19 protein-coding genes are annotated in these 23,958 nt (G+C 47.8%); 14 read left to right on the forward strand and 5 right to left on the reverse strand.

The genetic code is table 11. The annotated features are described in order from the left end of the window. Window positions 1-10 precede the first annotated feature (10 nt). Window positions 11-550, reverse strand: a complete 540-nt coding sequence (locus ACIFQN_RS34425) for a histidine phosphatase family protein (protein WP_429837553.1) — start codon at window positions 548-550, stop codon at window positions 11-13. A gap of 324 nt (window positions 551-874) precedes the next feature. Between ACIFQN_RS34425 and ACIFQN_RS34430 the strand changes: the two genes are divergently transcribed. The 3 genes from ACIFQN_RS34430 to argH all read left to right on the forward strand — a co-directional run bounded on the left by ACIFQN_RS34430 (window position 875) and on the right by argH (window position 4,183). Then, complete coding sequence (locus ACIFQN_RS34430) at window positions 875-1,309, forward strand: DUF4760 domain-containing protein (RefSeq protein WP_429837554.1); 435 nt, start codon at window positions 875-877, stop codon at window positions 1,307-1,309. 172 nt (window positions 1,310-1,481) lie between these two features. Continuing rightward, window positions 1,482-2,741: an argininosuccinate synthase gene (locus tag ACIFQN_RS34435; protein WP_429837555.1), complete on the forward strand. Its 1,260-nt coding sequence runs from the start codon at window positions 1,482-1,484 to the stop codon at window positions 2,739-2,741. Beyond that, on the forward strand, window positions 2,738-4,183 hold the full coding sequence (gene argH, locus ACIFQN_RS34440) for an argininosuccinate lyase (protein WP_429837556.1): 1,446 nt from the start codon (window positions 2,738-2,740) through the stop codon (window positions 4,181-4,183). Before ACIFQN_RS34435 ends, argH begins: the two co-directional genes overlap by 4 nt. Window positions 4,184-4,297: 114 nt before the next feature. Here the strand turns inward: argH and ACIFQN_RS34445 are convergent, their stop codons facing one another. After that, a complete protein-coding gene (locus ACIFQN_RS34445) occupies window positions 4,298-5,455 on the reverse strand; it encodes an iron-containing alcohol dehydrogenase (RefSeq protein WP_429837557.1) in 1,158 nt (385 codons plus the stop codon). A 349-nt stretch (window positions 5,456-5,804) separates the two neighbouring features. Here ACIFQN_RS34445 and ftsE point away from each other — a divergent pair, with 349 nt between their 5' ends. The 6 genes from ftsE (at window position 5,805) to ACIFQN_RS34475 (ending at window position 13,437) form a co-directional block, all read left to right on the forward strand. After that, window positions 5,805-6,491, forward strand: coding sequence for a cell division ATP-binding protein FtsE (gene ftsE / locus ACIFQN_RS34450; RefSeq protein ID WP_213023389.1), 687 nt, complete (start codon window positions 5,805-5,807; stop codon window positions 6,489-6,491). Further along, on the forward strand, window positions 6,481-7,377 hold the full coding sequence (gene ftsX / locus ACIFQN_RS34455; protein ID WP_429837558.1) for a permease-like cell division protein FtsX: 897 nt from the start codon (window positions 6,481-6,483) through the stop codon (window positions 7,375-7,377). The genes ftsE and ftsX overlap by 11 nt, the downstream gene beginning before the upstream one ends. 30 nt (window positions 7,378-7,407) lie before the next feature. Continuing rightward, a complete protein-coding gene (locus tag ACIFQN_RS34460; protein WP_429837559.1) occupies window positions 7,408-8,607 on the forward strand; it encodes a murein hydrolase activator EnvC family protein in 1,200 nt (399 codons plus the stop codon). 93 nt (window positions 8,608-8,700) lie between these two features. Then, window positions 8,701-10,173 carry a S41 family peptidase gene (locus tag ACIFQN_RS34465; RefSeq protein WP_429837560.1) on the forward strand — a complete coding sequence of 491 codons (1,473 nt, stop codon included), beginning with the start codon at window positions 8,701-8,703 and terminating at the stop codon, window positions 10,171-10,173. Window positions 10,174-10,282: 109 nt separating this feature from the next. Continuing rightward, a complete protein-coding gene (locus tag ACIFQN_RS34470; protein ID WP_429837561.1) occupies window positions 10,283-11,551 on the forward strand; it encodes a PDZ domain-containing protein in 1,269 nt (422 codons plus the stop codon). Window positions 11,552-11,721: 170 nt separating this feature from the next. Further along, window positions 11,722-13,437 (forward strand): hypothetical protein, encoded by a 1,716-nt coding sequence (locus ACIFQN_RS34475; RefSeq protein WP_429837562.1) that lies wholly within the window; start codon window positions 11,722-11,724, stop codon window positions 13,435-13,437. A gap of 66 nt (window positions 13,438-13,503) precedes the next feature. Here the strand turns inward: ACIFQN_RS34475 and ACIFQN_RS34480 are convergent, their stop codons facing one another. After that, window positions 13,504-14,436, reverse strand: a complete 933-nt coding sequence (locus tag ACIFQN_RS34480) for a flagellar hook assembly protein FlgD (RefSeq protein WP_429837563.1) — start codon at window positions 14,434-14,436, stop codon at window positions 13,504-13,506. Between the two features lie 180 nt (window positions 14,437-14,616). On the opposite strand from ACIFQN_RS34480, the gene uvrB reads away from it, so the two are divergent. The 4 genes from uvrB (at window position 14,617) to ACIFQN_RS34500 (ending at window position 20,612) form a co-directional block, all read left to right on the forward strand. Further along, window positions 14,617-16,593: an excinuclease ABC subunit UvrB gene (uvrB, locus tag ACIFQN_RS34485; RefSeq protein WP_429837564.1), complete on the forward strand. Its 1,977-nt coding sequence runs from the start codon at window positions 14,617-14,619 to the stop codon at window positions 16,591-16,593. 15 nt (window positions 16,594-16,608) lie between these two features. Next, window positions 16,609-19,476, forward strand: coding sequence for an excinuclease ABC subunit UvrA (uvrA, locus tag ACIFQN_RS34490; protein WP_429837565.1), 2,868 nt, complete (start codon window positions 16,609-16,611; stop codon window positions 19,474-19,476). Window positions 19,477-19,590: 114 nt separating this feature from the next. Further along, window positions 19,591-20,220 carry an HD domain-containing protein gene (locus ACIFQN_RS34495; RefSeq protein WP_429837566.1) on the forward strand — a complete coding sequence of 210 codons (630 nt, stop codon included), beginning with the start codon at window positions 19,591-19,593 and terminating at the stop codon, window positions 20,218-20,220. Window positions 20,221-20,246: 26 nt separating this feature from the next. Next, the gene (locus tag ACIFQN_RS34500) at window positions 20,247-20,612 is read left to right on the forward strand and encodes a phage holin family protein (protein ID WP_429837567.1); all 366 of its coding nucleotides are present in this window, start codon (window positions 20,247-20,249) and stop codon (window positions 20,610-20,612) included. 197 nt (window positions 20,613-20,809) lie between these two features. Here the strand turns inward: ACIFQN_RS34500 and ACIFQN_RS34505 are convergent, their stop codons facing one another. Continuing rightward, complete coding sequence (locus tag ACIFQN_RS34505; RefSeq protein ID WP_429837568.1) at window positions 20,810-21,409, reverse strand: accessory gene regulator ArgB-like protein; 600 nt, start codon at window positions 21,407-21,409, stop codon at window positions 20,810-20,812. Window positions 21,410-21,425: 16 nt separating this feature from the next. Further along, entirely contained in the window at window positions 21,426-22,769 is a 1,344-nt protein-coding gene (locus ACIFQN_RS34510; RefSeq protein WP_429837569.1) for a sensor histidine kinase, read from the reverse strand. A gap of 238 nt (window positions 22,770-23,007) precedes the next feature. Between ACIFQN_RS34510 and hprK the strand changes: the two genes are divergently transcribed. Beyond that, a complete protein-coding gene (gene hprK, locus ACIFQN_RS34515; RefSeq protein ID WP_429837570.1) occupies window positions 23,008-23,943 on the forward strand; it encodes an HPr(Ser) kinase/phosphatase in 936 nt (311 codons plus the stop codon). The last annotated feature ends 15 nt before the right edge of the window (window positions 23,944-23,958 follow it).

Raw genomic sequence — 23,958 nt, forward strand, 5'->3', positions numbered from 1 at the left:
GGGATGCATATTAACTCCAAATGCGCTTGATATGGCGATCGTTTTCCGTGCAGGTTAGCAAAAAAACGTCAGGATTGCTGAGCTGTTGCCACTCTTTGAAACCAAACTGATCGTCAACCGATTTCATGAGCAGAGTCAGCAAACACCCATGGGAAACCAAAACGATATGGTTTGCATCTCCAGAGAGGACTTCTTTAAGGAGCTCATTGACGCGATGAATAGCAGTCTTGCTGGATTCACCCCCCCTGTAGCAGAGAGAAAGATCATCAAAAGTATCCCGCAGTCGATCCAGCCAATCTTCCATAGGCTGCCCGGACAAAACACGCTCTTCTAAACGCTGGTCCTGCTCAATCATGAGCCCGCGCTCTTCGGCAAGGGGCTGGATGGTTGCAATCGCCCGGCGGAAGGGGCTGGAGACAATTCGATCAATCGGATGCGTATCGAAAAAGGGTACCAACTGCTCAGCTTGTTCAACCCCGCTTGTTGTGAGTGGCGCCTCTGCCGCTTGCCCAGTAGCCTGACAGTGACGGACGAGATATATATGTTTCATGGTAGCCCTCCTGCCCTTTGTTTTAAAAGTCAAAACGATTTGAAAGCAGTTACTTCTATAAATAGTGTATCATCATATATTATCCAACTTGTGTAAAAAACAATAAGTGTTTCACGGCCAGCTTCCGACACGTACTCCCGAAAATCATTTCCGCTCAAGAAGCTGGAGCGTTTTCTCCTTTTTCCTCCCCTCCACTACAGTCTGAACAACGCAGTCAACGTATTTTTCTCGTTAAAAACGTCCTTTTGTGTTCGTCTTGCATCCGTGCTGGAAACGATACATACTAAACATATAGTTCCATTTTTTTGAAGAGGTGAGAGAAACATGGTGCCTACCTATCAAGATGCTGAAATGATTCTTAAACTTTACGACCAGTACGAATCCGAGCGGTTGCGAGCAGCCAAGTCGTGGTTCACCACAGAGCTTGCCGATGACGAATTGAGTCCCGAAGCGTTTTGGACCCGTTTCCCCAAAGGCAGTGAGGGCTTTACCCATTTTGTCGCATTGTATGGTTTCTTTGAGATGGTGGGTGTATTGCATAAAAACGGTCTTATACATCCAGATTTGCTATTCGATATGTGGTTCATCAATGGATTTTATCAAAAGATGTACCCGATCATTGCAGATTGGAGAGGCCAAGGAGATATTCACGTAGCGGAGAATTTCGAGCGATTGGCTCTGGCTGAGCTGGAGTGGATTCGAGGGCACAAGGGCGCGGAGTACGTACCGCAAGTGCCTTATGCAGAAAATGCAAGATAAAGAAAGAGATGCCGGACAGGACTACGATCTTGTTCGGCTGTTTTTATAGGCGATCTTACCTGACATTGTCTTTGAAAATATAACGAACATCGAATAAAAAGGGTTGTATTTTTATTAATCCATTTGTATAATTACTCACATAAGAGATACTTCGAAACGGGGAGAGAGAATAATGGCAAAAGATAAAATTGTTTTGGCCTATTCGGGCGGTTTAGATACATCGGTAGCAATTAAATGGCTTCAAGAAACATACAACTATGATGTAATTGCGGTAGCTCTGGATGTCGGGGAAGGGAAAGACCTGGATTTCGTTCAGAAAAAAGCACTGCAAGTGGGCGCTTTGAAATCCATCGTAGTAGATGCGAAGGAAGCATTTGCCGAGGAATTCGTACTGCCAGCATTGAAAGCAAACGCCATGTATGAAGGCAAGTACCCATTGGTATCCGCTCTGTCGCGCTACCTGATTTCTCGCGTGCTCGTTGAAATCGCGGAAAAAGAAGGTGCTGTAGCGGTTGCTCATGGCTGCACCGGAAAAGGAAACGACCAAGTGCGTTTCGACGTTTCTTTCACAGCACTGAACCCAGATATCAAAATCGTGGCACCTGTTCGTGAATGGGGCTGGACGCGCGATGAAGAGATCGAATATGCGAAAAAGAACAACATTCCAATTCCAATCGATCTGGACAATCCATACAGCATTGACCAAAACCTGTGGGGCAGAAGCTGCGAGTGCGGTGTTCTCGAAGATCCGTGGGCAGCACCACCAGAAGGTGCATACGATCTGACAAAATCGATTGCAGACGCGCCTGATGAGGCAGAAGAAATCGAAATCTCCTTTGTACAAGGTAAGCCAACAGCACTAAATGGGGAAGAACTGCCTTTGTCCGAGCTCATTCTGAAGCTGAACAAAATAGCAGGCAACCATGGTGTAGGCCGCATTGACCATGTAGAAAACCGTCTGGTTGGCATCAAGTCCCGTGAAGTATACGAGACACCTGCTGCAACTACACTTATTTTGGCTCACCGTGAGTTGGAATTCCTGACTCAACCGCGTGAAGTTGCGCAGTTCAAGCCAATCGTGGAGCAAAAATTGGCACAGGTAATTTACGAAGGACTCTGGTTCTCGCCAATTCGCAACGCAGTTCAGGCATTCATTGAAGAAACACAAAAACACGTAACTGGCTTAGTTCGCGTGAAGCTGCACAAAGGACATGCGATCGTCGTAGGTCGTAAATCCGCTTCTTCGCTCTACAGCCATGAGCTGGCAACCTACAATGCTGGCGACCAGTTCGATCATAAAGCAGCGCTCGGCTTCATCAAGCTGTGGGGTCTGCCAACCAAGGTTTATGCACAAGTAAACGAAGGTGTTCTGCATGAAAACATGAACACGGACATCAAGATTTTGGATGAAAAGGATGCGATCAAGCAATGAAACTCTGGGGAGGACGCTTCACGAAGCCGACGAATCAGCTCGTAGAAGAGTATACCGCTTCTATTTCTTTCGACCAGAAAATGTGGCGACAGGACATCGTCGGCAGCCTAGCTCATGTAGCCATGCTGGGTAAGTGCGGCATCCTGCCGATGGAGGAAGTAAGACAGATCATTGCTGGTCTGAAAAAGGTAAAGGACAAAATCGAGCGTGGGCAGGCTGAGTTCCTGGTGGCCCACGAAGATGTCCACATGAATATTGAAAAGATGCTGATCGAGGAAATCGGACCGGTGGGGGGCAAGCTCCACACCGGTCGGAGCCGGAACGACCAGGTCTCATTGGATATGCACCTGTTCCTCAGAGAAAAGCTGATGGAGATTATTCAGCTCGCGATGTATCTGCAGGAAGCATTGATCGAGCAGGCCAATCAACATCTGGATACCGTTATGCCTGGATATACTCATCTGCAACGTGCGCAGCCGGTTCTGTTCGGCTATCACTTGATGGCGTATGTCTCCATGCTGCAGCGTGACATTGAGCGCATGACAGAAACCTGGAGACGGGTGAATGTGCTGCCGCTCGGCGCTGGTGCATTGGCTGGGACGACCTTCCCGATTGATCGTACATTTGTAGCAGAGATGCTGCAATTTGACGGAATCTATCAAAACAGCATGGATGCCGTGAGCGATCGCGACTTTATCGTAGAATTTTTGGCGGATTCTTCATTGATCATGACGCACTTGTCACGTTTGTGCGAGGAATTGGTTATCTGGAGCAGTCAGGAGTTTTCATTTGTGGAGCTAGACGATGCGTTCTGCACAGGTTCTAGCATCATGCCGCAAAAGAAAAATCCGGATGTAGCAGAATTGGTCCGTGGTAAAACAGGCCGTGTGTACGGAAATCTGTTTGGTCTGTTGACTGTGCTGAAAGGTTTGCCATTGGCGTACAACAAGGACATGCAGGAAGACAAGGAAGGCATGTTTGATACGGTTGCGACGATCCATGGCGCTCTCGCTCTGTTGACTCCAATGATTCAGACCATGCAGGTAAGAGCAGAGCGTATGCGTCAGGCTGTGACCAATGATTTCTCCAATGCTACTGATTTGGCGGATTACTTGGTACGCAAGGATATGCCGTTCCGTGAGGCACACGAGGTAGTAGGCAGAACCGTTCTGTACTGCATCGAGCAACAAAAATACCTTTTGGATCTGACACTGGAAGAATTCCAGAGCTTTTCGGGAATGATCGGTGCCGATGTCTATGAGGCGCTGGCAGTAGAGACGGTGGTCAATGCCCGTAATGTATTGGGAGGCACGGCTCGCAATCAAGTAGAGGCTCAAATCGCTTGGTACCGCGAGAAGCTGGTGGACACTCATGCATGGGTAGACAAAAATAGTCAAAAAGTCATGATTGAATCTTTGATTGATGTTGGTTCACCAGCGTGATATAGTAGTTTTTATAAACGGATAGGCGATGCGCCTGTCCGTTTATTTTTTTCATAGAAAAAAATGCCGCAATCCCTCGAAACGGGGCACGGCATTTTTTAGTAAGAACCTATTTTACAGACACATCCGCAAGATTTGCGCAACGTCTTCACTCGACAGCTTTTTGAAATTGCCGATTGGCCCATAAGGTGTCGCTTTTTCTGCCATCAGTTGCAGATGCTGGTCATCTATTTGATAGTCAGCCAAGCGGGTAGGGGCACCAATCCGCGCAAAGAACGCCTCGGTCGCCGCGATTCCTTCCAGAGCGACTTCATCGTCTGTTTTGCCAGACGGATCGACATTCCATACTTCGACGGCAAAGCGGACAAAGCGAGCCACGTTTTCAGGGTATACATAGCGCATCCATTTCGGGAAAATGATCGCCAGGCCACCACCGTGCGGGATGTCATAAACGGCACTTACCGCATGTTCAATGGAATGGGTAGCCCAATCGGTTTCCACACCGACAGGCAATGTGCCATTCAGTGCCATGGTACCGCAATAGAGGATATTGGCACGAGCATCATAGTCCTCGGGATTGGCCAGGACGCGATCCGCATTTTCGATGACGGTTTTCATGATGGATTCCGCTATGCGCGACTGCAGCGGAATTTCGGTAGTATGGGTGAAATATTGTTCGAATACGTGCGACAGGATATCGCTGATTCCATAGATCGTCTGATCGCGAGGAACGCTGAACGTATTTTCTGGATCCAGAATAGAAAACGCCGGGAAGGTCGTCGTTCCTCCATGCTTTTCTTTTGTTTCCCAATTGGTAATGACGCTGCCTCTGTTCATCTCTGAGCCAGTTGCAGCTAAGGTAAGGACAGTTCCCAGGGGCAGAGCATCTGTAGCTTGTGCTTTTCGTGTATAGAAGTCCCAGACATCGCCTTCATAAGGGACACCGACAGCTACTGCTTTGGCTGCGTCAATAACGCTGCCGCCACCTACTGCCAAAATCCAATTGACGCCTTCCTCACGGCACAGCTCAATTCCTTTTTGCACTGTACTAAGGCGCGGGTTAGGCTCGACGCCGGACAGCTCTACGATACGGCAACCCGCTTCTTGAAGAAGGGAGACGACTTTTTCATAAAGGCCCGTACGCTTGATGCTGCCGCCTCCGTATACCAATAGTACGGTGAGCCCAAGTTGTTTGGCTTTTTCTTGTAATACGGATAGCTGGCCCCGTCCGAACAGTAATTGGGTAGGGTTTTGGTATGCAAATGAATTCATCTTGCATGCTCCTTTCCACAGTTCACTCGTTCCCATTGTAGCTAACAGTTTGGAAGGAAGCTAGCTAGCGGTGTGCTGCCGGGACTTTTAGGCACAATTTCTTGTCGGTTTGAAACGAATCAAAGCGGTTTCGACAAGAAATGAGAGATTTAGTGGATTCCATCAGCGAAGCAGGGTGGTATAATATATAGGATGGACTTTCTCGCTGTTTTCAGGCAAGATGCAGCAGCGGGAGGTAGAGAGATGAGGGGATTTGTCGAATTGGCCCCGTTATAGGACGATTTCGACAAGATAAAATAAATCAGGATCAAGAGATAGAATGGATCTGACAATGTAGGATGTGATTGACTTGATCGAGATGTTTGACGTATGGAAGACATACCCAAACGGCACCAGTGCGTTAAAGGGTGTGAACATTCGGATTGAAAAAGGTGAATTCGTGTATGTAGTGGGTCCCAGCGGTGCCGGGAAATCTACGTTTATCAAATTGATGTATCGCGAAGAGAAGCCGTCAAAGGGACAGATTTTTCTGGGTGGCTTCAATGTAAGTCGGATCAAGGAGCGCCAGATTCCCACGGTTCGCCGTAGTATTGGTGTCGTATTCCAAGATTTTAAACTATTGCCGACACTTACTGTATTCGAAAATGTGGCTTTTGCCATGGAAGTAATCGAAAGTAATCCGAAACAGATCAAGCCGCGCGTGATGGACGTGCTCGGACTGGTCAAGCTGAAGCACAAAGCAAAAATGCTGCCGAACGAATTGTCCGGGGGAGAACAGCAGCGGGTTGCGTTAGCTCGTGCATTGGTCAACAATCCGGGAATTATTATTGCCGACGAACCGACAGGCAACCTCGACCCAGAGACCTCCTGGGAGATAATGAAGCTGTTTGAGGAAATCAATCAGCGGGGCACCACTGTCGTGATGGCCACGCATAACCGTGAGATTGTCAACACGATGAGAAAACGGGTCATAGCGATTGAAGCAGGTCAGATTGCCCGTGATGAGCAGAGAGGGGAATACGGTTATGAAGATTAGAACGCTAGGGCGCCATGTCCGTGAAGGGGTCAAAAACCTCGGGCGGAACGGCTGGATGTCGTTCGCTTCAATCAGTGCCGTAACGTTCACTCTATTCATTCTGGGAGTTTTCCTCATTTTGGCAATGAATGTGAACTACTTTGCACAATCCGTGGAAAAACAGGTGGAGATTCGGGTTTTCATGGCTGATCTCACGACCAAGGAAAACATGCAAAAGTTTGAAAAAGACGTGCGCGCCTTGGATAAAGTGGAGTCCGTAGAGTTTATTTCCAAGGATGAAGGGTTGAAGCAGTTTAAGGAAAGCATGGGAGAAAAAGCGTATCTTTTTGACGGCTTGGAAAAGGGGAATCCACTGCCCGATGCATTCGTCGTAAAAACGAAGCTGCCACAGGACACGCCGGTCGTGGCGAGTCAAATCAAAAAAATGGAATTCGTCAGAAGCCTGAACTACGGGGAAGGCACGGTTGAAAAGCTGTTTACGGCTACAGATACAGTACGTAATGTAGGGATTGGCTTCATTATCGGATTAGGCTTTACCGCGATGTTTTTGATTGCCAATACGATCAAGCTGACAATCGTTGCACGACGCCGCGAGATCGAAATTATGAAACTGGTTGGGGCTACAAACTGGTTTATCCGCTGGCCGTTCTTTGTCGAAGGACTGCTGATGGGTGTGACAGGGGCTTTGATTCCGATCATCTTGCTGGGTGTGGGCTACTACTATCTGCTCGACGCGATCCGCTCCAGTTTTGAAGCCACCCAACTTTTCAAACTGTTACCATTGTTCCCGCTCGTGAATCAAGTAGCACTTGCGCTGCTCGCGATCGGTGCGTTTATCGGGATCTGGGGGAGTTTGGTGTCTGTACGTCGCTTCTTGCGAGTGTAATAGTAGATTAGAGAACCTGGGAGGAGTATCATGAGGAAGAAGATCCTGCTAACACTCTTGATAACCGGTCTTGTGGCCGGGTCAGCAATCCCGACTAACGTAAGCTGGGCAGCCAGTAAAGCATCTTTGGATAAAATCAATCGGGAGTTAAATGAGATTAAAAAGAAGAGGGCGCAACAAAAGCAACAAGTAAAGCAGACAGAGCAAAAAATCAGCGCCGTCCAAAAAGAACAGAAAGATCTGCAAACCGAGCTGATGCAGATTGACTTGCGTCGTAACGAGACCCAAAAAAAGCTGGACAAGCTGGAAACACAGATGGATGATACAAAGGAAAAGGCAGCTCAGGCACAAGATGATCTGGATGAGGCGAAGGATCGCGTAGCCAAGCGAGACATTCTCTTAAAAACGCGGGTAAAATCAATGTACGAGCGCGGCAAGGTCTCCTATCTGGACGTGCTCCTCGGTTCATCTGATTTCGGTGATTTCCTGACGCGCATGCAGGGGTTGCAGCTCATTTTGGAGCAGGACACCCGTATCCTGGAAGAGAATATACGTGACAAGGAAACGATTGAAGTACAAAAGAAAGAAATTGACCATCAATTGACGGTGTACGCAGGGATGTTCGAGGAAGCGGAGAATCTCAAAGCTGAATTGGACAAGCAGTACAAGCACAGTCTGGTGGTCAAGGCAGAATTGAAGAAAAAAGAGTCCGCATTGGAAGAAGATTTGGAGCAATATGGACAGCAATTAATTGCCCTCACCAAAGCGGAATCAGACAAATACGCAGAACGTGTCCGAGCTATGAGCGCATCCAGCACCGGTTATAAAGGCGGAAAGCTGGGATTGCCAGTCGCTGACGGTCAATTCCGTTTCAGCTCCGGCTTCGGGGTGCGTAGCGACCCGTTTACCGGTCGCTCAGCTGGGCATAATGGTGTAGACATGGCAGCTCCGAAAGGGACGACAATTATGGCAGCGGCTGATGGAGTGGTCATCTTTGCAGGGTACTCCAATGGTTTTGGCAATACGGTAATGATTAAGCACAGTGCCGAAATTACAACTCTCTATGGACATATTCGCGAGGGTGGAATCAAGGTTTCTGTGGGACAATCCGTATCAAGAGGCCAAAAGATTGCCGAGGTCGGCTCTACCGGTCGATCTACTGGAAATCACGTTCATTTTACGGTTTATAAGAACGACGTTGCTGTCAACCCGATGCCGTACCTGAAATAGTAGAGCGTGCGGCCAGACAAATATTGCTAACCGGATTTGCATACAATAGCAGCATATCTTTTCGCCGGTAGCACAAAGGATGGTGACGTAAGAGTGAGATGGAAAGGACGTACCGTGCTAGCGGTTGTCATTATCTCGATGATCGCAAGTAGTTTTTTGACCATGGCGATGATGAAAACATCCGCTAGCGCTAATGTGAATCAGAATGGGGCTCTTACTGCATCAAGCAATAAGCTGTTCTCAGGAGCAAATGCAGAGTATCCCCAGGAGTTCAAGAAGCTGTACGAGGCTTTTTCAGCCATCAAGAAAGATTACATCCAAAATGTCACCAACGATCAGTTAGTAGAGGGAGCAATCGGAGGCATGGTAGGTTCACTGGAGGATCCATACAGTGACTACATGGACCCGCGCTCGGCAGAGGAATTTACGTCTACGCTGCATTCCACGTTCCAAGGGATTGGGACAGAAGTAACCTTGCAAAATGGGCGGGTAACCGTCGTTTCTCCTTTTAAGGATTCACCAGCAGAACGTGCAGGACTTCGTCCGAACGACCAGATCTTGAGTGTCAATGGTGAGTCGCTTGAAGGGTTGGATTTACATCAGGCAGTTACCAAAATCCGCGGACCTAAAGGGACAAAAGCGGTATTAAAGGTAGTTCGTGCAGGTGTAGCGGAACCGATCACGATTGTATGTGTTCGTGACGATATTCCAATTGAGACAGTAAACAGTCAAATTATCGAGAAAAACGGTGTAAAAGTCGGCGTAATCGGAATCACCCAGTTCTCTACCGAGACAGCCAAACACTTCAAGGACCAACTGGCTTCCTTGGAGAAGAAGGGAATCGGCGGATTGGTGATTGACGTTCGTGGAAACCCTGGCGGCTATTTGCTCGCCGTGAAGGAAATTGGGGAAGTACTCGTGCCGAAAAAGGGCATTATTGTCCAGATTGAATACGGCGCCGGCGGACAACAAAAAGAAGAGTATCGCTCGACTACTGATGCAGCCAAGCCTTATCCAATTTCACTTTTGATTAACGGCGGAAGTGCCAGTGCATCGGAAATTCTCGCAGGAGCACTGCGTGATAGCGGGAACTACAAGCTGGTAGGCGAGAAGAGCTTTGGTAAAGGCACCGTCCAGAGCACGATGGAAATGACAGACAAGAGCCAACTGAAGCTGACCATTGCGAAATGGGTCACGCCAAAAGGCGATTGGATTCATAAAAAAGGAATCGAACCAGATTTCAAAGTAGATCAACCAGCGTATTTCAATGCTACACAGTTACCGGCGGATAAAGATTTAGCCCGCGATATGGCAGGCAATGATGTGAAGAACCTGCAGCTCATCTTGACCGGATTGAATTTGTCACCGGGACGAGATGATGGTTACTTCGATGAAAAAACAGAGCAAGCAATCAAGCAGTTCCAAACCTCGCGTAAATTGACAGTGACAGGCAAGGTAGACGTGGCGACTCGTACACAGCTTGAAGAGAGCTTGCGTGAAGTCATGCGTAAACCGGAAAATGATCTGCAATTGCAGAAAGCACTAGAAGTCGTCAGTCATAAGTAACCAAAATAATCCATCTTTCTAAGGCAGGGAATCCCCTGACATTCGTAGAAATGGTAACCACGGTAAATCACATGCCGTGGTTTTTCTTTTTCCATTTGAGGTGAGGCAATTGGCGATACAGGCAGATATGCTCTTTCTAGCATATGGATTTGCTGCTTTTTTTCTCAACCCAGTTTTCTATGTCTTTCTCGTCTTCATTTATCTGCATTACAGGCGGCAGATGAATTTGGAAAGACAGTTGTTCGCTGCACGTATCCAGTCGCCGCTTCTTTCCACGATCCGGTCTGTGGGGATGGGATTAGCAGGTGGATTGATTATTTCCTTGCTTGCAGCAGGGCTGGGTGTTGTTGTACAGTCACAGGATTTGTGGATCTTATGGGGATTGGCTTTTCTTTTAGCGCTGATCCGTTTACGGTTTCTCTGTTTCGCGTATGCAGCAGGCTTGCTGACGATTTTACACGCAATCGCGCAGGTCGTTCCTCAGATGATGGATGCTCCTGGAATCGGTGTCGTGTGGGAAATGATTCGTCAGGCTAAGCCGTTGCCGCTTTTGGCGTTGGTTGCGATCATGCATCTGATGGAGGCGGTCCTCGTACGCTGGAATGGCGGACGCGATGCATCACCTTTGTTTGTGGAAGGACAGCGTGGTCGGATTGTCGGGGCGTATTTGCTGCATTCCTTTTGGCTGACTCCATTAGTTTTGTTTGTCCAAATGGAGCCAGGGGCATTAAGCGGCTCGCTTTATCCGGGATGGCCGTTCTTTTCGCCAGGAGCAGCTTCCTTTGGTTTGATGCTGCTGCCTACTGTTACGGGTTTCTCTGACATGACCCAAACGACTACACCCCTGAAAAAGGCAGAACAAATCGCGAAGCAATTGGCGATTTATGCAGTAGTCTTGCTTGCACTGACTGCACTAGCTGCATGGTTCTGGCCGCTGGTGGTGCTTGCTGGGGCGTATGCGCTTCTTGGACACGAAGGCTTGTTTTTCCGGAGTCAGTATCAGGAGAGACAGCGTACGCCGTATTTCATCCAGTCCTCTCGCGGAGTCAAGGTAATGGGCGTGATTCCAGGTACACGAGCAGAAGAAATTGGCATTTTACCGGGAGAAATCATCGTCAAGGTAAATGGCATTCCTGTTCGGAATAAAGAAGATCTGTACCCAGCGCTGCAAGCTAATTCAGCGTTTTGCAAAATGGAAGTCCTCACACATGGTGGGGAGTTGAAGTTCGTGCAGTGCGCTGTCTATGCGGGTAATCATCATCAATTAGGCATTATTGTCGTACCCGACTCGACTACGCGCGTTTTTGTAGACTTGAAGCGTGCCAGTGTCGTACAGCTGATCAAACAGAAGCTGGAAAAGCTGAATATCGGAGCATAATCGAAAGACCGGGTGAGATGATACGCGCTACGTAGTGCGGCCTTCTCTTCCGGTTTTTTCATTGCTTTTCAGACTCAATCATCCATTAAAAATTTTTTTGTTGAATAGCCTGTTTATTCTGAAACTATTTGCGCCATCACGCGTCTCAATCAAAGAGGAAAAAAGAGGGAGTGATTCAGGTCGTGCCGATCATGAAAAAACCTGTCCTGTGTGTTATGACCACAGCGCTTGTGGCAGTTAGCTTATATACAACACCTTTAGCTGGGGCGAGCGTCCAAATAGCATCCGATCCAGTCGCGAATGTTCGCACGCAGGCGGTAGTCGCAATTCCTGTGCAGGTATCAAAAGGCGTGCAGCAGCTCGTCCGTTTAGTTCCTGAGCTTTCCAAGCGGTATGTCATATTCGGCGGTGAGGTAGACGGTCCAGGTGTAAGTGGCGTACAGGTGATTTTTTCGAAAACAACTGTACGAGCAGAAGACGGCAAGGAGGATAAGGCCATCTTTGATCCGGAGACGGGTAATCTGCTGGCACTGAATTTGGAACCGAATTCATTGCTGAAACCTGCATTTCCTACTGATCAGCAAGCAAAAGCAAGAGCCCAGGCTTTCGTAACGGGCTTGCAGTCGCCAGGCAATACCTATCAGCCGAGAGAGATTACACGCGCAGAAGGGTTAATGACGGTCCGTATGGTTCGCAAGCTGAACAATGTGGTGCTAGATGATCAGTACGATGCGTTAGTCAGCTTCGATGGTACGGGGAGGCTCGTGTCATTTCGCACGTTTGACGGTAGACTTTATGACAAAATCAGTCTGACTTCCTTACCTTCGCCGCAACGGGTTCTTTCCGCTCAGCAAGCCCTTATGCGTTTCAAGGAAAGCCATCCATTGGAGCTTGTGTATCTGCTTCCTGAACAATTTGAACGAACAAACTCGGTGGAAGCAAGCTTAGCTTATGTGGTTAAGGATGGTATCATCAATCATCCATATACAGGAAGTGCCTTGGATGCTGCCAGCGGAGGGCGGCTGATTGATCTGTCGAGCAGCAATAGGCGGCCTGTTCAAACGATTAACATAATAGGGACTGGAGAAAAGTGGAGTGCCCAGAATGATAAGCAAGCAGGTGACCTTGTCCGAATACTTGTACGTAAGGAGACAGACAAATTACCTCTGTCGACCTTCGAGGAAAAGTATGGTGATGGAGAGGAACGGCGCTTCTTTATCTGGGGCCAATTTGCTGAAGGTACCAATGATCAGGATAAAAAATACAAGATCGGGGAGTTCACTCCGGGCAGCAGCAAAGACAAACGACTGCATATTCTGCTGGAAACAGATGCAAAGACTGGTCAAATGCTTCGCCTCGTCATCAAAGATGGAAATGACATAACTATCAAGACAGATAAAAAACGGGATTGGAAGGAAGCAGAGTCGCTATTGAAGCGGTTGGTCCCTTCTGGAACAAACCAGATGCGCATGAGAGACGTTGGTGATGAGACATATACGCTGATTACAGCTGATCCGTTAATCAATGGCATTCCTGTGTATCGGATGGGTCAGTGGGAGGAACAGGGGATGTACAGCTTACAGATGAATTCCGTGACGGGAGCTTTAGAGGAATTGACAATGGATTCTCCGTCCAGTCTGATTGCTCCTGCCAGGTCCAAGGCAATTGCGGAGAAGGTAGCTGTGGATCAGTTGCTAAAGGTTTTTCCCCTCGAGCTGACCTATATTCATCAGAAAAACCTGCATACAGGAGAGATTAGCTGGAAGCTGGGCTATGATCTTTCTTTTCGTCAGACTCGCTCACATTGCTTTTGCGGGGGTGAAGCCAAAGTCGATTTGACTGTTTATTTGGATGCAGTGACAGGCAAGGTAATCGTCAACGAATAAGCAATTTCATTTTTTCAGTGAAAAAGCCGCCTCTTTCGTGAAAAGGAAAAGCGGCTTTTATTCGATTTATGAGTTGGCTTCGAAGCCGTTAATTTGATTCAGCGCTACCTTTTTGCCATCCTCGAGTACGAACTCCACGAGTCCATTTTTCATGCTGACCGCTTTGATGATACCCGACAGGCTGTTGGTAGAAGTCGAGCCATCCGTATTGGTTTGCGACTCTGAATAGGTGATGGTGAAGCCAATCATTTGAGCGTACTGAAGCGAGTTGCTCATTGACTTACTTTCCGGTTTTACTGTCATGCCGACGATTTCATCCAGTTTTACGGTTGCGCCATTTTCCAACTGGAACTGGGCTGAACCATTCTTCATCGTAAAGCCGGTAATGACGCTGTTTACGACTTCATCTACCTTCGAGATGTCGTCCGTAGTAGCCGGATTGCCGTCTTTATCCACTTCTTTGGATGTTTTATAGGAAATCTCATTGCCGATCATTTCCATAAATTTCAGGCTGTTATTCAAAGCATTCCCTGTCATGCCTTGAGACTCAAGCCCTTTGATATTAGACAATGGGATCGGTGTAGATTCACCTGCCAGGCGGAAGTAAATCTTGCCGCTGTCCATATAGACAGCTTCGATCACGCCGTCTTTTGTCTCAGTGGACGTTTCGCCTGTGAGTTCATCTTTGGTCGTGAGCGAGTAGGTAGCTGTACGTCCAACGAGGGACTCATATTTCTCCAAAGTCAGCATGCTGTTATTGGATTGCTCCATCAGCGTCGCCACTTTTGTCATTTTTTCAACCATGGTCATCATGCTGGTTTGCTGGATGAATTGGGAGTTGTCCATTGGGGACATCGGGTCCTGATGCTTCAATTGTTCCAGCAAAAGCTTCATGAAGGCATTGTTATCGAGCTCCGTTGTGAACTCTTTTTTGCCTTGATAGCTCATGTGCGGCTGTATATAGGGATTATTTTTAACGGGTGTTCCGATATCTGACATGTCGATCCTCCCTGAAGATGGCGAGTGTAACCGTGCGTACTTTACTTCCATTATGTATTATCGGTAAAATCTGGCGTAGGATGAAGACAAACATTTGTTCGAATTTCTGGCTTATAATCACCCTAATTGTGTTATAATGGAAGATAGAAACAGTTATGCAACGAGGAGATGAACGAGGGAATGGAGCGTTTTGAATTGGTATCGGAGTATCGACCGTCCGGTGACCAGCCGACTGCCATTGCCGAGCTGGTGGCAGGTATACAGGCGGGTAAACGGCACCAGACACTGCTGGGTGCGACGGGTACGGGAAAGACTTTTACAGCCGCCCAAGTCATTGCCCAAGTGAACAAGCCGACATTGGTGATGGCGCACAACAAGACATTGGCTGCTCAGCTATGTGCGGAGTTCAAGGAGTTTTTCCCCAATAACGCTGTAGAATACTTCGTCAGCTACTACGACTACTATCAACCAGAAGCATACATTCCCCAATCGGATACGTTTATTGAAAAAGACTCAAGCATCAACGACGAGATCGATAAGCTGCGCCACTCGGCGACCAGTGCATTGTTCGAACGGCGCGATGTTATCATTGTCGCATCGGTCTCCTGCATTTACGGTTTGGGTTCGCCTGAGGAGTACCGGGAGCTGCTCTTGTCCTTGCGTGTAGGCATGGAAAAAGGACGGGATGAGATTTTGCACCGTCTGGTCGATATCCAGTACACACGCAATGACATCAACTTTACCCGTGGTACTTTCCGTGTGCGTGGCGATGTTGTGGAGATTTTCCCTGCATCCCAAAGTGAACAGGCGATCCGTGTTGAATTTTTTGGAGACGAGATTGAGCGGATCACGTCCATTGACGTTCTGACCGGAGAAATTCTGGGACAGCGTGATCACATTGCCATTTTCCCTGCCTCTCACTATGTTACACGTGAGGAAAAAATGAAGCTGGCGGTCGAAAGCATCCAGAAAGAGCTGGAAGAACGACTCGCCGAATACCGTGAAGCAGGCAAACTTTTGGAGGCTCAGCGTCTGGAGCAGCGCACACGCTACGATATTGAAATGATGCTGGAGATGGGCTTTTGCTCCGGGATTGAAAACTACTCGCGTCATCTGACGGGGCTACCTGCTGGGCATGCACCATACACGCTCATGGATTACTTTCCGGAAGATTATCTCGTGATCATGGATGAGTCGCATATGACTTTGCCACAGGTGCGCGGGATGTACAATGGTGACCGTGCGCGCAAGGATGTATTGGTTGAGCATGGATTTCGACTGCCGTCTGCGCGGGATAACCGCCCACTTAAATTCGAGGAATTTGAAAAGAAAGTGAATCAAGCGATTTACGTTTCAGCTACGCCGGGACCTTATGAGCAAGATCATTGTCCAGAAGTGGTGCAGCAGGTAATTCGGCCAACGGGTTTGATTGACCCGACGATCTCTGTTCGCCCAATCAAGGGTCAGATTGACGATTTAATCGGCGAAATCCATGCAACGATTGCCAAGAATGAGCGGGTGTTGGTTACGACTCTGACAAAGAAAATGTCGGAGGACTTAACAGACTACTTAAAGGAAATTGGAATCAAGGTACGATATCTTCACTCGGATATCAAGACGATCGAGCGGATGCAAATATTGCGTTCCTTGCGCTTGGGTGAATTTGATGTTCTCATCGGGATTAATCTGCTGCGGGAAGGCTTGGATTTGCCTGAGGTATCTCTCGTAACCATTCTCGATGCAGACAAGGAAGGCTTCCTGCGCAATGAGCGCTCCCTGATCCAGACGATTGGCCGTGCTGCTCGTAATGCGGAGGGGCGCGTGATTATGTACGCAGACAAAATGACTGATTCCATGACGTCTGCGATTCGTGAGACAGAGCGCCGTCGTGCGATCCAGGTGGCCTACAATGAGAAGCATGGAATCACGCCGCAAACGGTGAAAAAGGCTGTTCGTGAAGTGATCGAGGCTACCAAAGTGGCAGAGGAAAAAGCAGATTATTTGCCACATGCAGACTTCAAGAAAATGCCGAAGAAAGATCGCATTACTGTGATCGAACGTATGGAAGAAGAAATGAAAGAAGCGGCACGCAACCTGATGTTCGAGCGTGCAGCCGAATTGCGTGACTTAATTCTTGAGCTGAAGGCTGAACTCTAAGGAGAGATTTTTTTCATGCCATTAGAACATATTGTGGTGAAGGGTGCTCGCGCCCACAACCTGAAAAATATTGATGTAGTAATCCCGAGGGACAAATTCGTCGTACTGACGGGTTTGTCCGGTTCGGGTAAGTCTTCCCTTGCTTTTGATACGATTTACGCTGAGGGACAACGCCGTTATGTAGAATCTCTTTCTGCCTATGCCCGTCAATTTCTTGGGCAAATGGACAAGCCGGATGTCGATTCTATCGAGGGACTTTCGCCTGCGATCTCTATTGACCAAAAAACAACGAGCCGCAACCCTCGTTCCACAGTAGGGACTGTTACGGAGATCTACGACTATCTGCGTCTATTGTATGCACGGGTCGGTAGACCAATCTGCCCAAACCATGGCATCGAGATCCAGTCGCAAACCATTGAGCAAATGGTTGATCGTTTGCTGGAATTCCCGGAGCGTACAAGAATGCAGATTCTGGCACCGATGGTCCAAGGGCGCAAAGGAGAACACGTAAAGCTCTTGGAAGATATCCGCAAGCAAGGCTTTGTTCGTGTGCGGGTAAATGGTGAAATTACAGATTTGTCCGAGGATATCAAGCTGGAGAAAAACAAGAAGCACAACATCGAAGTGGTCGTAGACCGGATCGTAGTAAAGCCGGATGTGCAAGCCAGGTTGGCGGACTCATTAGAAACGGCGCTTCGCCTGGCTGATGGCAAAGTGATCGTCGATGTCATGGAACAGGAAGAGCTGTTGTTTAGTGAGAAGCACGCTTGCCCGATTTGCGGATTCTCAATCGGAGAGCTGGAGCCGCGCATATTCTCCTTCAACAGTCCGTTTGGGGCTTGCTCGGAGTGTGATGGGCTTGGGGTCAAGCTAGAGGTAGACCCGGATATGGTGGTTCCCGATGCAACCAAGACATTGAATGATGGCGCTGTAGGGGCATGGGAGCCTAAGACTTCGACTTACTATCAGCAATTGCTGGAGTCTGCCTGCCGCCATTTCGGGATTCGGATGGACGTTCCTTATGAGGAGCTACCTGCAGAGCAAGTACAGATTCTCATGTACGGAAGCATGGGTGAAAAAATCCAGTTCCGTTATGAAAATGAGTTCGGACAAGTGCGAGAGGCCGTCGTTCCATTTGAAGGGGTCATTCCGAATTTACAACGACGTCATTTGGAGACCAGCTCCGATTACATTCGGGAGCAAATCGAAGGATTCATGAGCCAAAAACCGTGTCCAGTCTGCAAAGGGCATCGTCTGCGTCAGGAGAGTCTGGCGGTAAAGGTCGGGGATCGGAGCATCTCCGAGCTGACAACGTTGTCTATCCTCGATGCTCATCAATTTGTGAATGCGGTTGAGCTCACGGAGCGAGAAGCGAAAATCGCCAACCTCATCGTGAAAGAGATCAAGGCCAGGCTCAACTTTTTGATTGATGTGGGGCTGGATTATTTGACGCTGAGCCGTGCTGCAGGGACACTCTCCGGTGGGGAAGCGCAGCGGATTCGACTCGCTACCCAGATTGGCTCAAGTCTGATGGGAGTTCTCTACATTCTGGATGAGCCGAGCATCGGGCTGCATCAGCGTGACAATGCCCGACTGATCAAGACGCTGGAGCACATGACCAAGCTGGGAAATACATTGATCGTAGTAGAGCATGACGAGGACACGATGCTTGCGTGTGACTACATTATTGATATCGGTCCTGGCGCCGGTATCCACGGTGGTCAAGTCGTGTCTGCCGGTACGCCCAAGGAAGTGATGGAGGATGCGAATTCACTGACAGGTGCTTATTTGAGCGGACGCAAATTCATCCCGGTACCGATGGAGCGGCGCAAGCCTACTGACAAATGGGTGAAGATTGAGGGAGCAAAGGAAAACAACCTGCAGAACGTAACGGCCAAGATTCCATTGGGATTGTTCGTGGCGGTCACAGGGGTATCCGGCTCTGGGAAAAGTACGCTGATCAATGAAATCCTGCAGAAGACTCTGGCTCGCGATTTGAATGGAGCAAAGGTAAAACCAGGGGAGCATCGCCGCATCGTCGGTCTGGAGCATCTCGATAAGGTAATTAATATTGACCAGTCCCCGATTGGACGAACGCCACGTTCCAATCCAGCTACGTACACAGGGGTCTTTGACGATATTCGCGATCTGTTTGCGTCTACCAATGAAGCCAAGGTGCGCGGCTACAAAAAAGGTCGCTTCAGCTTCAACGTCAAGGGAGGCCGTTGTGAAGCGTGCAGCGGTGACGGGATTATTAAGATTGAGATGCACTTTTTGCCTGACGTCTACGTGCCTTGTGAAGTATGCCATGGCAAGCGCTACAACCGTGAGACGCTCGATGTGAAGTACAAGGGTAAAAGCATTGCAGACATACTCGGAATGACGATTGAGGATGCGGTAGAGTTTTTCCGCAATCTGCCGAAAATTGAGCGTAAGCTGCAGACGATTGTTGATGTAGGATTGGGCTACGTGAAGCTGGGACAGCCAGCAACAACACTCTCTGGTGGAGAAGCACAGCGTGTCAAGCTGGCTTCTGAGCTGTATCGACGCAGCACTGGTCGAACCTTATACATTTTGGATGAACCCACAACTGGGCTGCACACAGATGACATTGACCGCCTGCTGAAGGTTCTTCAACGGCTGGTGGAAAACGGAGATACTGTGCTTGTCATTGAGCACAATCTCGATGTGATTAAAACGGTAGACTATGTTGTCGATCTAGGACCTGAAGGCGGTACTCGTGGCGGGCAGATTGTCGGCACCGGGACACCTGAAGAAGTAGCCAAACTGGATGGCTCCTATACGGGAACGTACTTGAAGCCTATTTTGGAACGGGATAAAGCGCGAACCGTAGCCAAACTGGAACAGCTCGTATCAAAATAAACCGCGTGAGACGCCTCTCTTGAATGAGAGAGCGTCTTGTTCGCTTACAGCCATTTATGCGCAGAATGCAACGACGTGTTTAGCTGATGCGTAATGGTGTGAGGAGGAAAAGCGATGGAGTTTATAACAGAAGCACTCAAAGCCCTGCCAGAGGAGCTGGTTCAGGAGGCGTACAGACGTTTTCGCGGGCAAGACCCGGCGCACGATTGGCAGCATAATTTACGAGTAATGGCGATGTGTGAGCGGATTGGGCGTGAGGAAGGGGCGGACATGACCGTTCTTCGGCTGGCTGCTTTATTGCACGACATTGGCAGGGCCGAGGAGCGGCAGACAGGCGAGTGTCATGCAGAGATCAGTGCGCGTGTGACGGGTGTCCTGTTGCGTGAGCGTGGGATGGGGGATGACCTCATTTCGCGTGTGCAGGCTGCCATTCTTGCCCACCGCTTTCGCAAGGATTGTCCGCCGATGTCACTAGAAGAAAAAATTCTTTTTGACGCCGACAAGCTGGACTCGATTGGGGCGATCGGTGTGGCTCGTGCTTTTGCATATTCGGGGGTGATTGGTCAGCCCATTCAATCAGATCATCCAGAGCAGCATACACCTGCCAAAGAGTACACATGGAAGCTGCAGCGTATCAAAGAGCGACTTTTCACCAAGACCGCTCAGTATATTGCAGTAGAGCGGCATCAGTTCATGGCGCAGTTTTTTGAACAATGGGAGCTAGAAGTGCAGGGGATTCGTTAAAAACGCATGGAGGGAGGAGAAGTAGAATGATTAGGTGGATCATCAAGCTGCTATTGAATGGGGCTGCCCTGCTGTGGATCAGTAGCTGGTTTCAATCCATTCAGGTAGCGAATTTCAAGGTCGCTATCTTGGCAGCTCTCGTACTCGGCATCGTCAACACAATGATAAGGCCGATCCTGACGCTTTTTACTTTACCGTTACAGATCTTGACCTTGGGCTTATTCTGGTTTGTGATTAATGCCATAACGTTTGCATTGACAGCCTACTTTATCAACGGCTTTGAAGTAGGACCTTGGCCTGATAACCTCGGTATCGTCATCGTAGCAGCGGCGCTCATGAGTCTTTTTGGCTGGTTGATTGATTTGGTAGTCGGTAGGCCAAAAGAAAGATAGATCGAGAAATAGCAAAAACAACCCCGCATCTTCTTTGAAAAAGATGCGGGGTTTACATGTATGTCTACTATTTTTCTTTTCTCAGGTGAGGTGCCTTTGGTTCGTAAATGATACCGCCCTTTAATACACCAGAGACGTTCAGAGTAGAAAGACCAGCAAAGAAACCAGAAAGTACTTTTTTCATTTCAATCATCCCCTCAAGATAAGTTTTCGAATCGAGAAACTAACTTGAACAAACGTGGCAAGAGAAGTGCGGACTGCAGCAAAACAGCCAGTGTGTATGTGATTGAGAGTCTATAGGAATATTCTACCAAAACAATTGATAGAATGCAACCTATTCCTATCAAAATCAAGACTATGAATCTATTTCTTTTTTGGATGTCGGGATTAGTGGGTACGTACGTGTGTTCAGCTGGTGCATATCGATAATTAATGCAAAACGAAGCACCAATTCCGATCAAAATAAGAATTTGGGCATAGGGCATAGGGAGGATAGGCATATATTTTAAAAGAAATCCTCCTCCAATCATTAACACAAGAGTAGCGGTAAGGCACGACCAAGGATTGCTCAGATGAACTCCCCCAGTCAAGAGTCTGTGAAGGAAAAACAGGACAACGAGGGGGATGACCTCCCAAAAAACGCCGAAGGCTAGCGAACTGATGAGAAGAGCAGCCGTGTTAATAATATTAAGCAAAAAAATTTCAATGCCGTGTGATAGCTGCCCGATCGTGTAGGGCGAGTCTTCTGTTTTGATCTTTTTGGCTACACGTAGAGCTACGTCTTCAGTCCAAGCCATGTCCCATCCTCCTTAGTTAACGACTGGAAAATGAAATGCGAAAACTAGTGACTCCCTCATCTGAGTGAACCTTTATTTTACCGTCATATCGGTCAGTTACTGTCTTCACAATGGCTAGGCCAAGACCGCCCTCGCCTGATGTTTTCGTTGTATAACCCATTTTAAAAATTCCCTGGAGCTTGTCCGACGGGATGGTTGGACCGCTATTTTCAATATAAAGGTAATGCTCTCGTTCTGATTGTCCCCATTCCAGTCGTATGTAACGGTTTTCCTCTAGTTCGTAGGATGTTGCTCGTATCGCATTATCGAATAGGTTACCTAGTATTTTGATTAGATCATAGGTTTTAATTTGAGAGAACTGACTATGAGTGCTAATATCCATAGAGAGTGTGATCCGTTCAGCCAAGCATACTGCCATTTTCGATTGGAGCAAGGAGGAAACAGCGGGATTTTTAATGCTCTCTAGTACTTGATTACTGGAATCTGCAGATTTCTCGATCAGAACCGTTTCTTGCAAAAGCTGCTCTACGTATTCTTTTGCCAAATTGTACAGGCCCTTTTTCAAAAATCCGTTGATTGCAGTGTAATGGTTCAAGGAATCATGCTTCATCGAACGGATAGCAGTAAACAAGTCTTGGATACTGTTTAAATAAGGTGTGCCAGTTTCTTCTTCTACACGATTGATTGTTAAGTTAATATAAATGCGGAACAGAATCACGATGACAATAAACAGAGCCAGAATCAGCAATTGAAAAACGATTTGAAACTCCGGTGTGTAGGCTTCCAATATGGCTGAATTATTGCCCCGAATGAAGAAGGAAGTATTCATAAACAAGATCAGCAGAAATTCGATACTACCGACCAGCACTAGTAAAAACAGATAGCGGTTGAAGCGGTTTTGCTGAAATAATCGACGGACATCGAATTTGATCCAACGCAAGACGATTGCAAAAACGAGCAAAATGACAAGGTATATAACGCGAACAAAAGCAGTCATCATGGTGGTCGAAAGAATTTCTGCCCAATAAATATGTTGGCTATTGAATATTGCTAGTAAGATAAATTCTGCCAAGATCATAGAGGCGATGGCAGATGTCGCCATAAAAACAGCCTGTAAAATATTAAAGCGAAATAGAAAAAAGATGTACAGAGTCGAGCAAATAAACATGATTAGTACTTTTGGCTGATACGAGTTGGTAATGGTGGAGAGGAATTCACCGGTAAGTGAAAACAGGACAGCAAACAATAGTGCTTGTTTCTTATTTTCCAAAACCGAGTGGTTGAACATAGCCAAACTAATGGTAAGAAGCAAGAAGGCTTCTGGTAGGTCCACTAGTAAGAATCGAGGTATGAATTCCAAGGTGTTGCCTCCTCTCAGTCCGAATTTCGGATTGAAGCTGTATGTAAATTTACTGTAACCCATATATTGCTTGATACCAATACATTTCTATCTTATGAAATAACAAGAAAAATGTAAATGATACGACAACTTGCGCTGCTAGAGATCACGTGGCAAAGGTTGTCGTGGGTATGCTCATTTCGATACAATGAGAATATACAATGAGGGACGGAAATCCCGTGTTAGGGGGAAGGGTTTCATGCGCAAGACAAATGTGAGTCATCTCGTCGATCATTTCAACTTGACGATTTTAAGTGGCGAAGAGGGATTGGGACGCGAGATTACCGTTACTGATCTGAGTAGACCGGGTTTGCAATTGGCGGGCTACTATTCTTACTACGCCGAAGAACGGATTCAGCTTTTTGGTCTGACTGAGATCAACTTTTTTCAAACCCTCTCCAGAGAAAAGCGTCTGGAACGGATGAACTTCCTCATGCAAGGGCAAACACCATGTTTTTGCGTGACGCGTAATCAACCGGTCCCGGAGGAAATGATAGAGGTTTCCAATAGACAAGGAGTCCCGGTACTTCAGTCACCCTTGGCGACTACGACTTTGGTCGGGAAAGTGACCAACTATCTGGAAAACCGTTTGGCACCTACTACCACTATTCACGGCGTTTTGACAGATATTTACGGGGTCGGGGTATTGATCATGGGGTCCAGTGGGATCGGCAAAAGCGAGGCCGCCCTCGAGCTGGTCAAACGCGGACATCGCTTGGTGGCTGACGATGCAGTCGAAATTCGTCAGACGCAGGGAGGTCAGCTAAGCGGGAGTGCCCCTGAGCTCATCCAGCATCTATTGGAAATTCGTGGTGTCGGTATTATCAATGTCATGACGATGTTTGGTGCTGGTGCTGTACGGAATGTAAAAAACATTGAGATGGTTGTGCAGCTAGAGCTGTGGGAGCCTCAAAAAATGTATGAGAGATTGGGATTGGACGAAGAAACGCTCAAGATCATGGATACGGAAATCCCGATTATCACGGTTCCCGTTCGACCTGGTCGAAACCTTGCTGTTATTATTGAAGTGGCAGCGATGAATTTCCGGTTGAAGCGGATGGGGTATAATGCTGCGGTTCACTTCTCCCGTAAACAGTCGAGTGCGATCCTAGAAGACGTCGATTCCGATCTGTAATAAGGGGGACAGGTA

The organism is Brevibacillus sp. NRS-1366 (genome assembly GCF_050467985.1).

What these genes read in the sequence shown, in the direction of transcription:
- ACIFQN_RS34425 (WP_429837553.1), bottom strand. Translation starts at nt 550, where the DNA reads ATGAAACATATATATCTCGTCCGTCACTGTCAGGCTACTGGGCAAGCG.
- ACIFQN_RS34430 (WP_429837554.1), top strand. Translation starts at nt 875, where the DNA reads ATGGTGCCTACCTATCAAGATGCTGAAATGATTCTTAAACTTTACGAC.
- ACIFQN_RS34435 (WP_429837555.1), top strand. Translation starts at nt 1,482, where the DNA reads ATGGCAAAAGATAAAATTGTTTTGGCCTATTCGGGCGGTTTAGATACA.
- argH (WP_429837556.1), top strand. Translation starts at nt 2,738, where the DNA reads ATGAAACTCTGGGGAGGACGCTTCACGAAGCCGACGAATCAGCTCGTA.
- ACIFQN_RS34445 (WP_429837557.1), bottom strand. Translation starts at nt 5,455, where the DNA reads ATGAATTCATTTGCATACCAAAACCCTACCCAATTACTGTTCGGACGG.
- ftsX (WP_429837558.1), top strand. Translation starts at nt 6,481, where the DNA reads ATGAAGATTAGAACGCTAGGGCGCCATGTCCGTGAAGGGGTCAAAAAC.
- ACIFQN_RS34460 (WP_429837559.1), top strand. Translation starts at nt 7,408, where the DNA reads ATGAGGAAGAAGATCCTGCTAACACTCTTGATAACCGGTCTTGTGGCC.
- ACIFQN_RS34480 (WP_429837563.1), bottom strand. Translation starts at nt 14,436, where the DNA reads ATGTCAGATATCGGAACACCCGTTAAAAATAATCCCTATATACAGCCG.
- uvrB (WP_429837564.1), top strand. Translation starts at nt 14,617, where the DNA reads ATGGAGCGTTTTGAATTGGTATCGGAGTATCGACCGTCCGGTGACCAG.
- uvrA (WP_429837565.1), top strand. Translation starts at nt 16,609, where the DNA reads ATGCCATTAGAACATATTGTGGTGAAGGGTGCTCGCGCCCACAACCTG.
- ACIFQN_RS34495 (WP_429837566.1), top strand. Translation starts at nt 19,591, where the DNA reads ATGGAGTTTATAACAGAAGCACTCAAAGCCCTGCCAGAGGAGCTGGTT.
- ACIFQN_RS34500 (WP_429837567.1), top strand. Translation starts at nt 20,247, where the DNA reads ATGATTAGGTGGATCATCAAGCTGCTATTGAATGGGGCTGCCCTGCTG.
- ACIFQN_RS34505 (WP_429837568.1), bottom strand. Translation starts at nt 21,409, where the DNA reads ATGGCTTGGACTGAAGACGTAGCTCTACGTGTAGCCAAAAAGATCAAA.
- hprK (WP_429837570.1), top strand. Translation starts at nt 23,008, where the DNA reads ATGCGCAAGACAAATGTGAGTCATCTCGTCGATCATTTCAACTTGACG.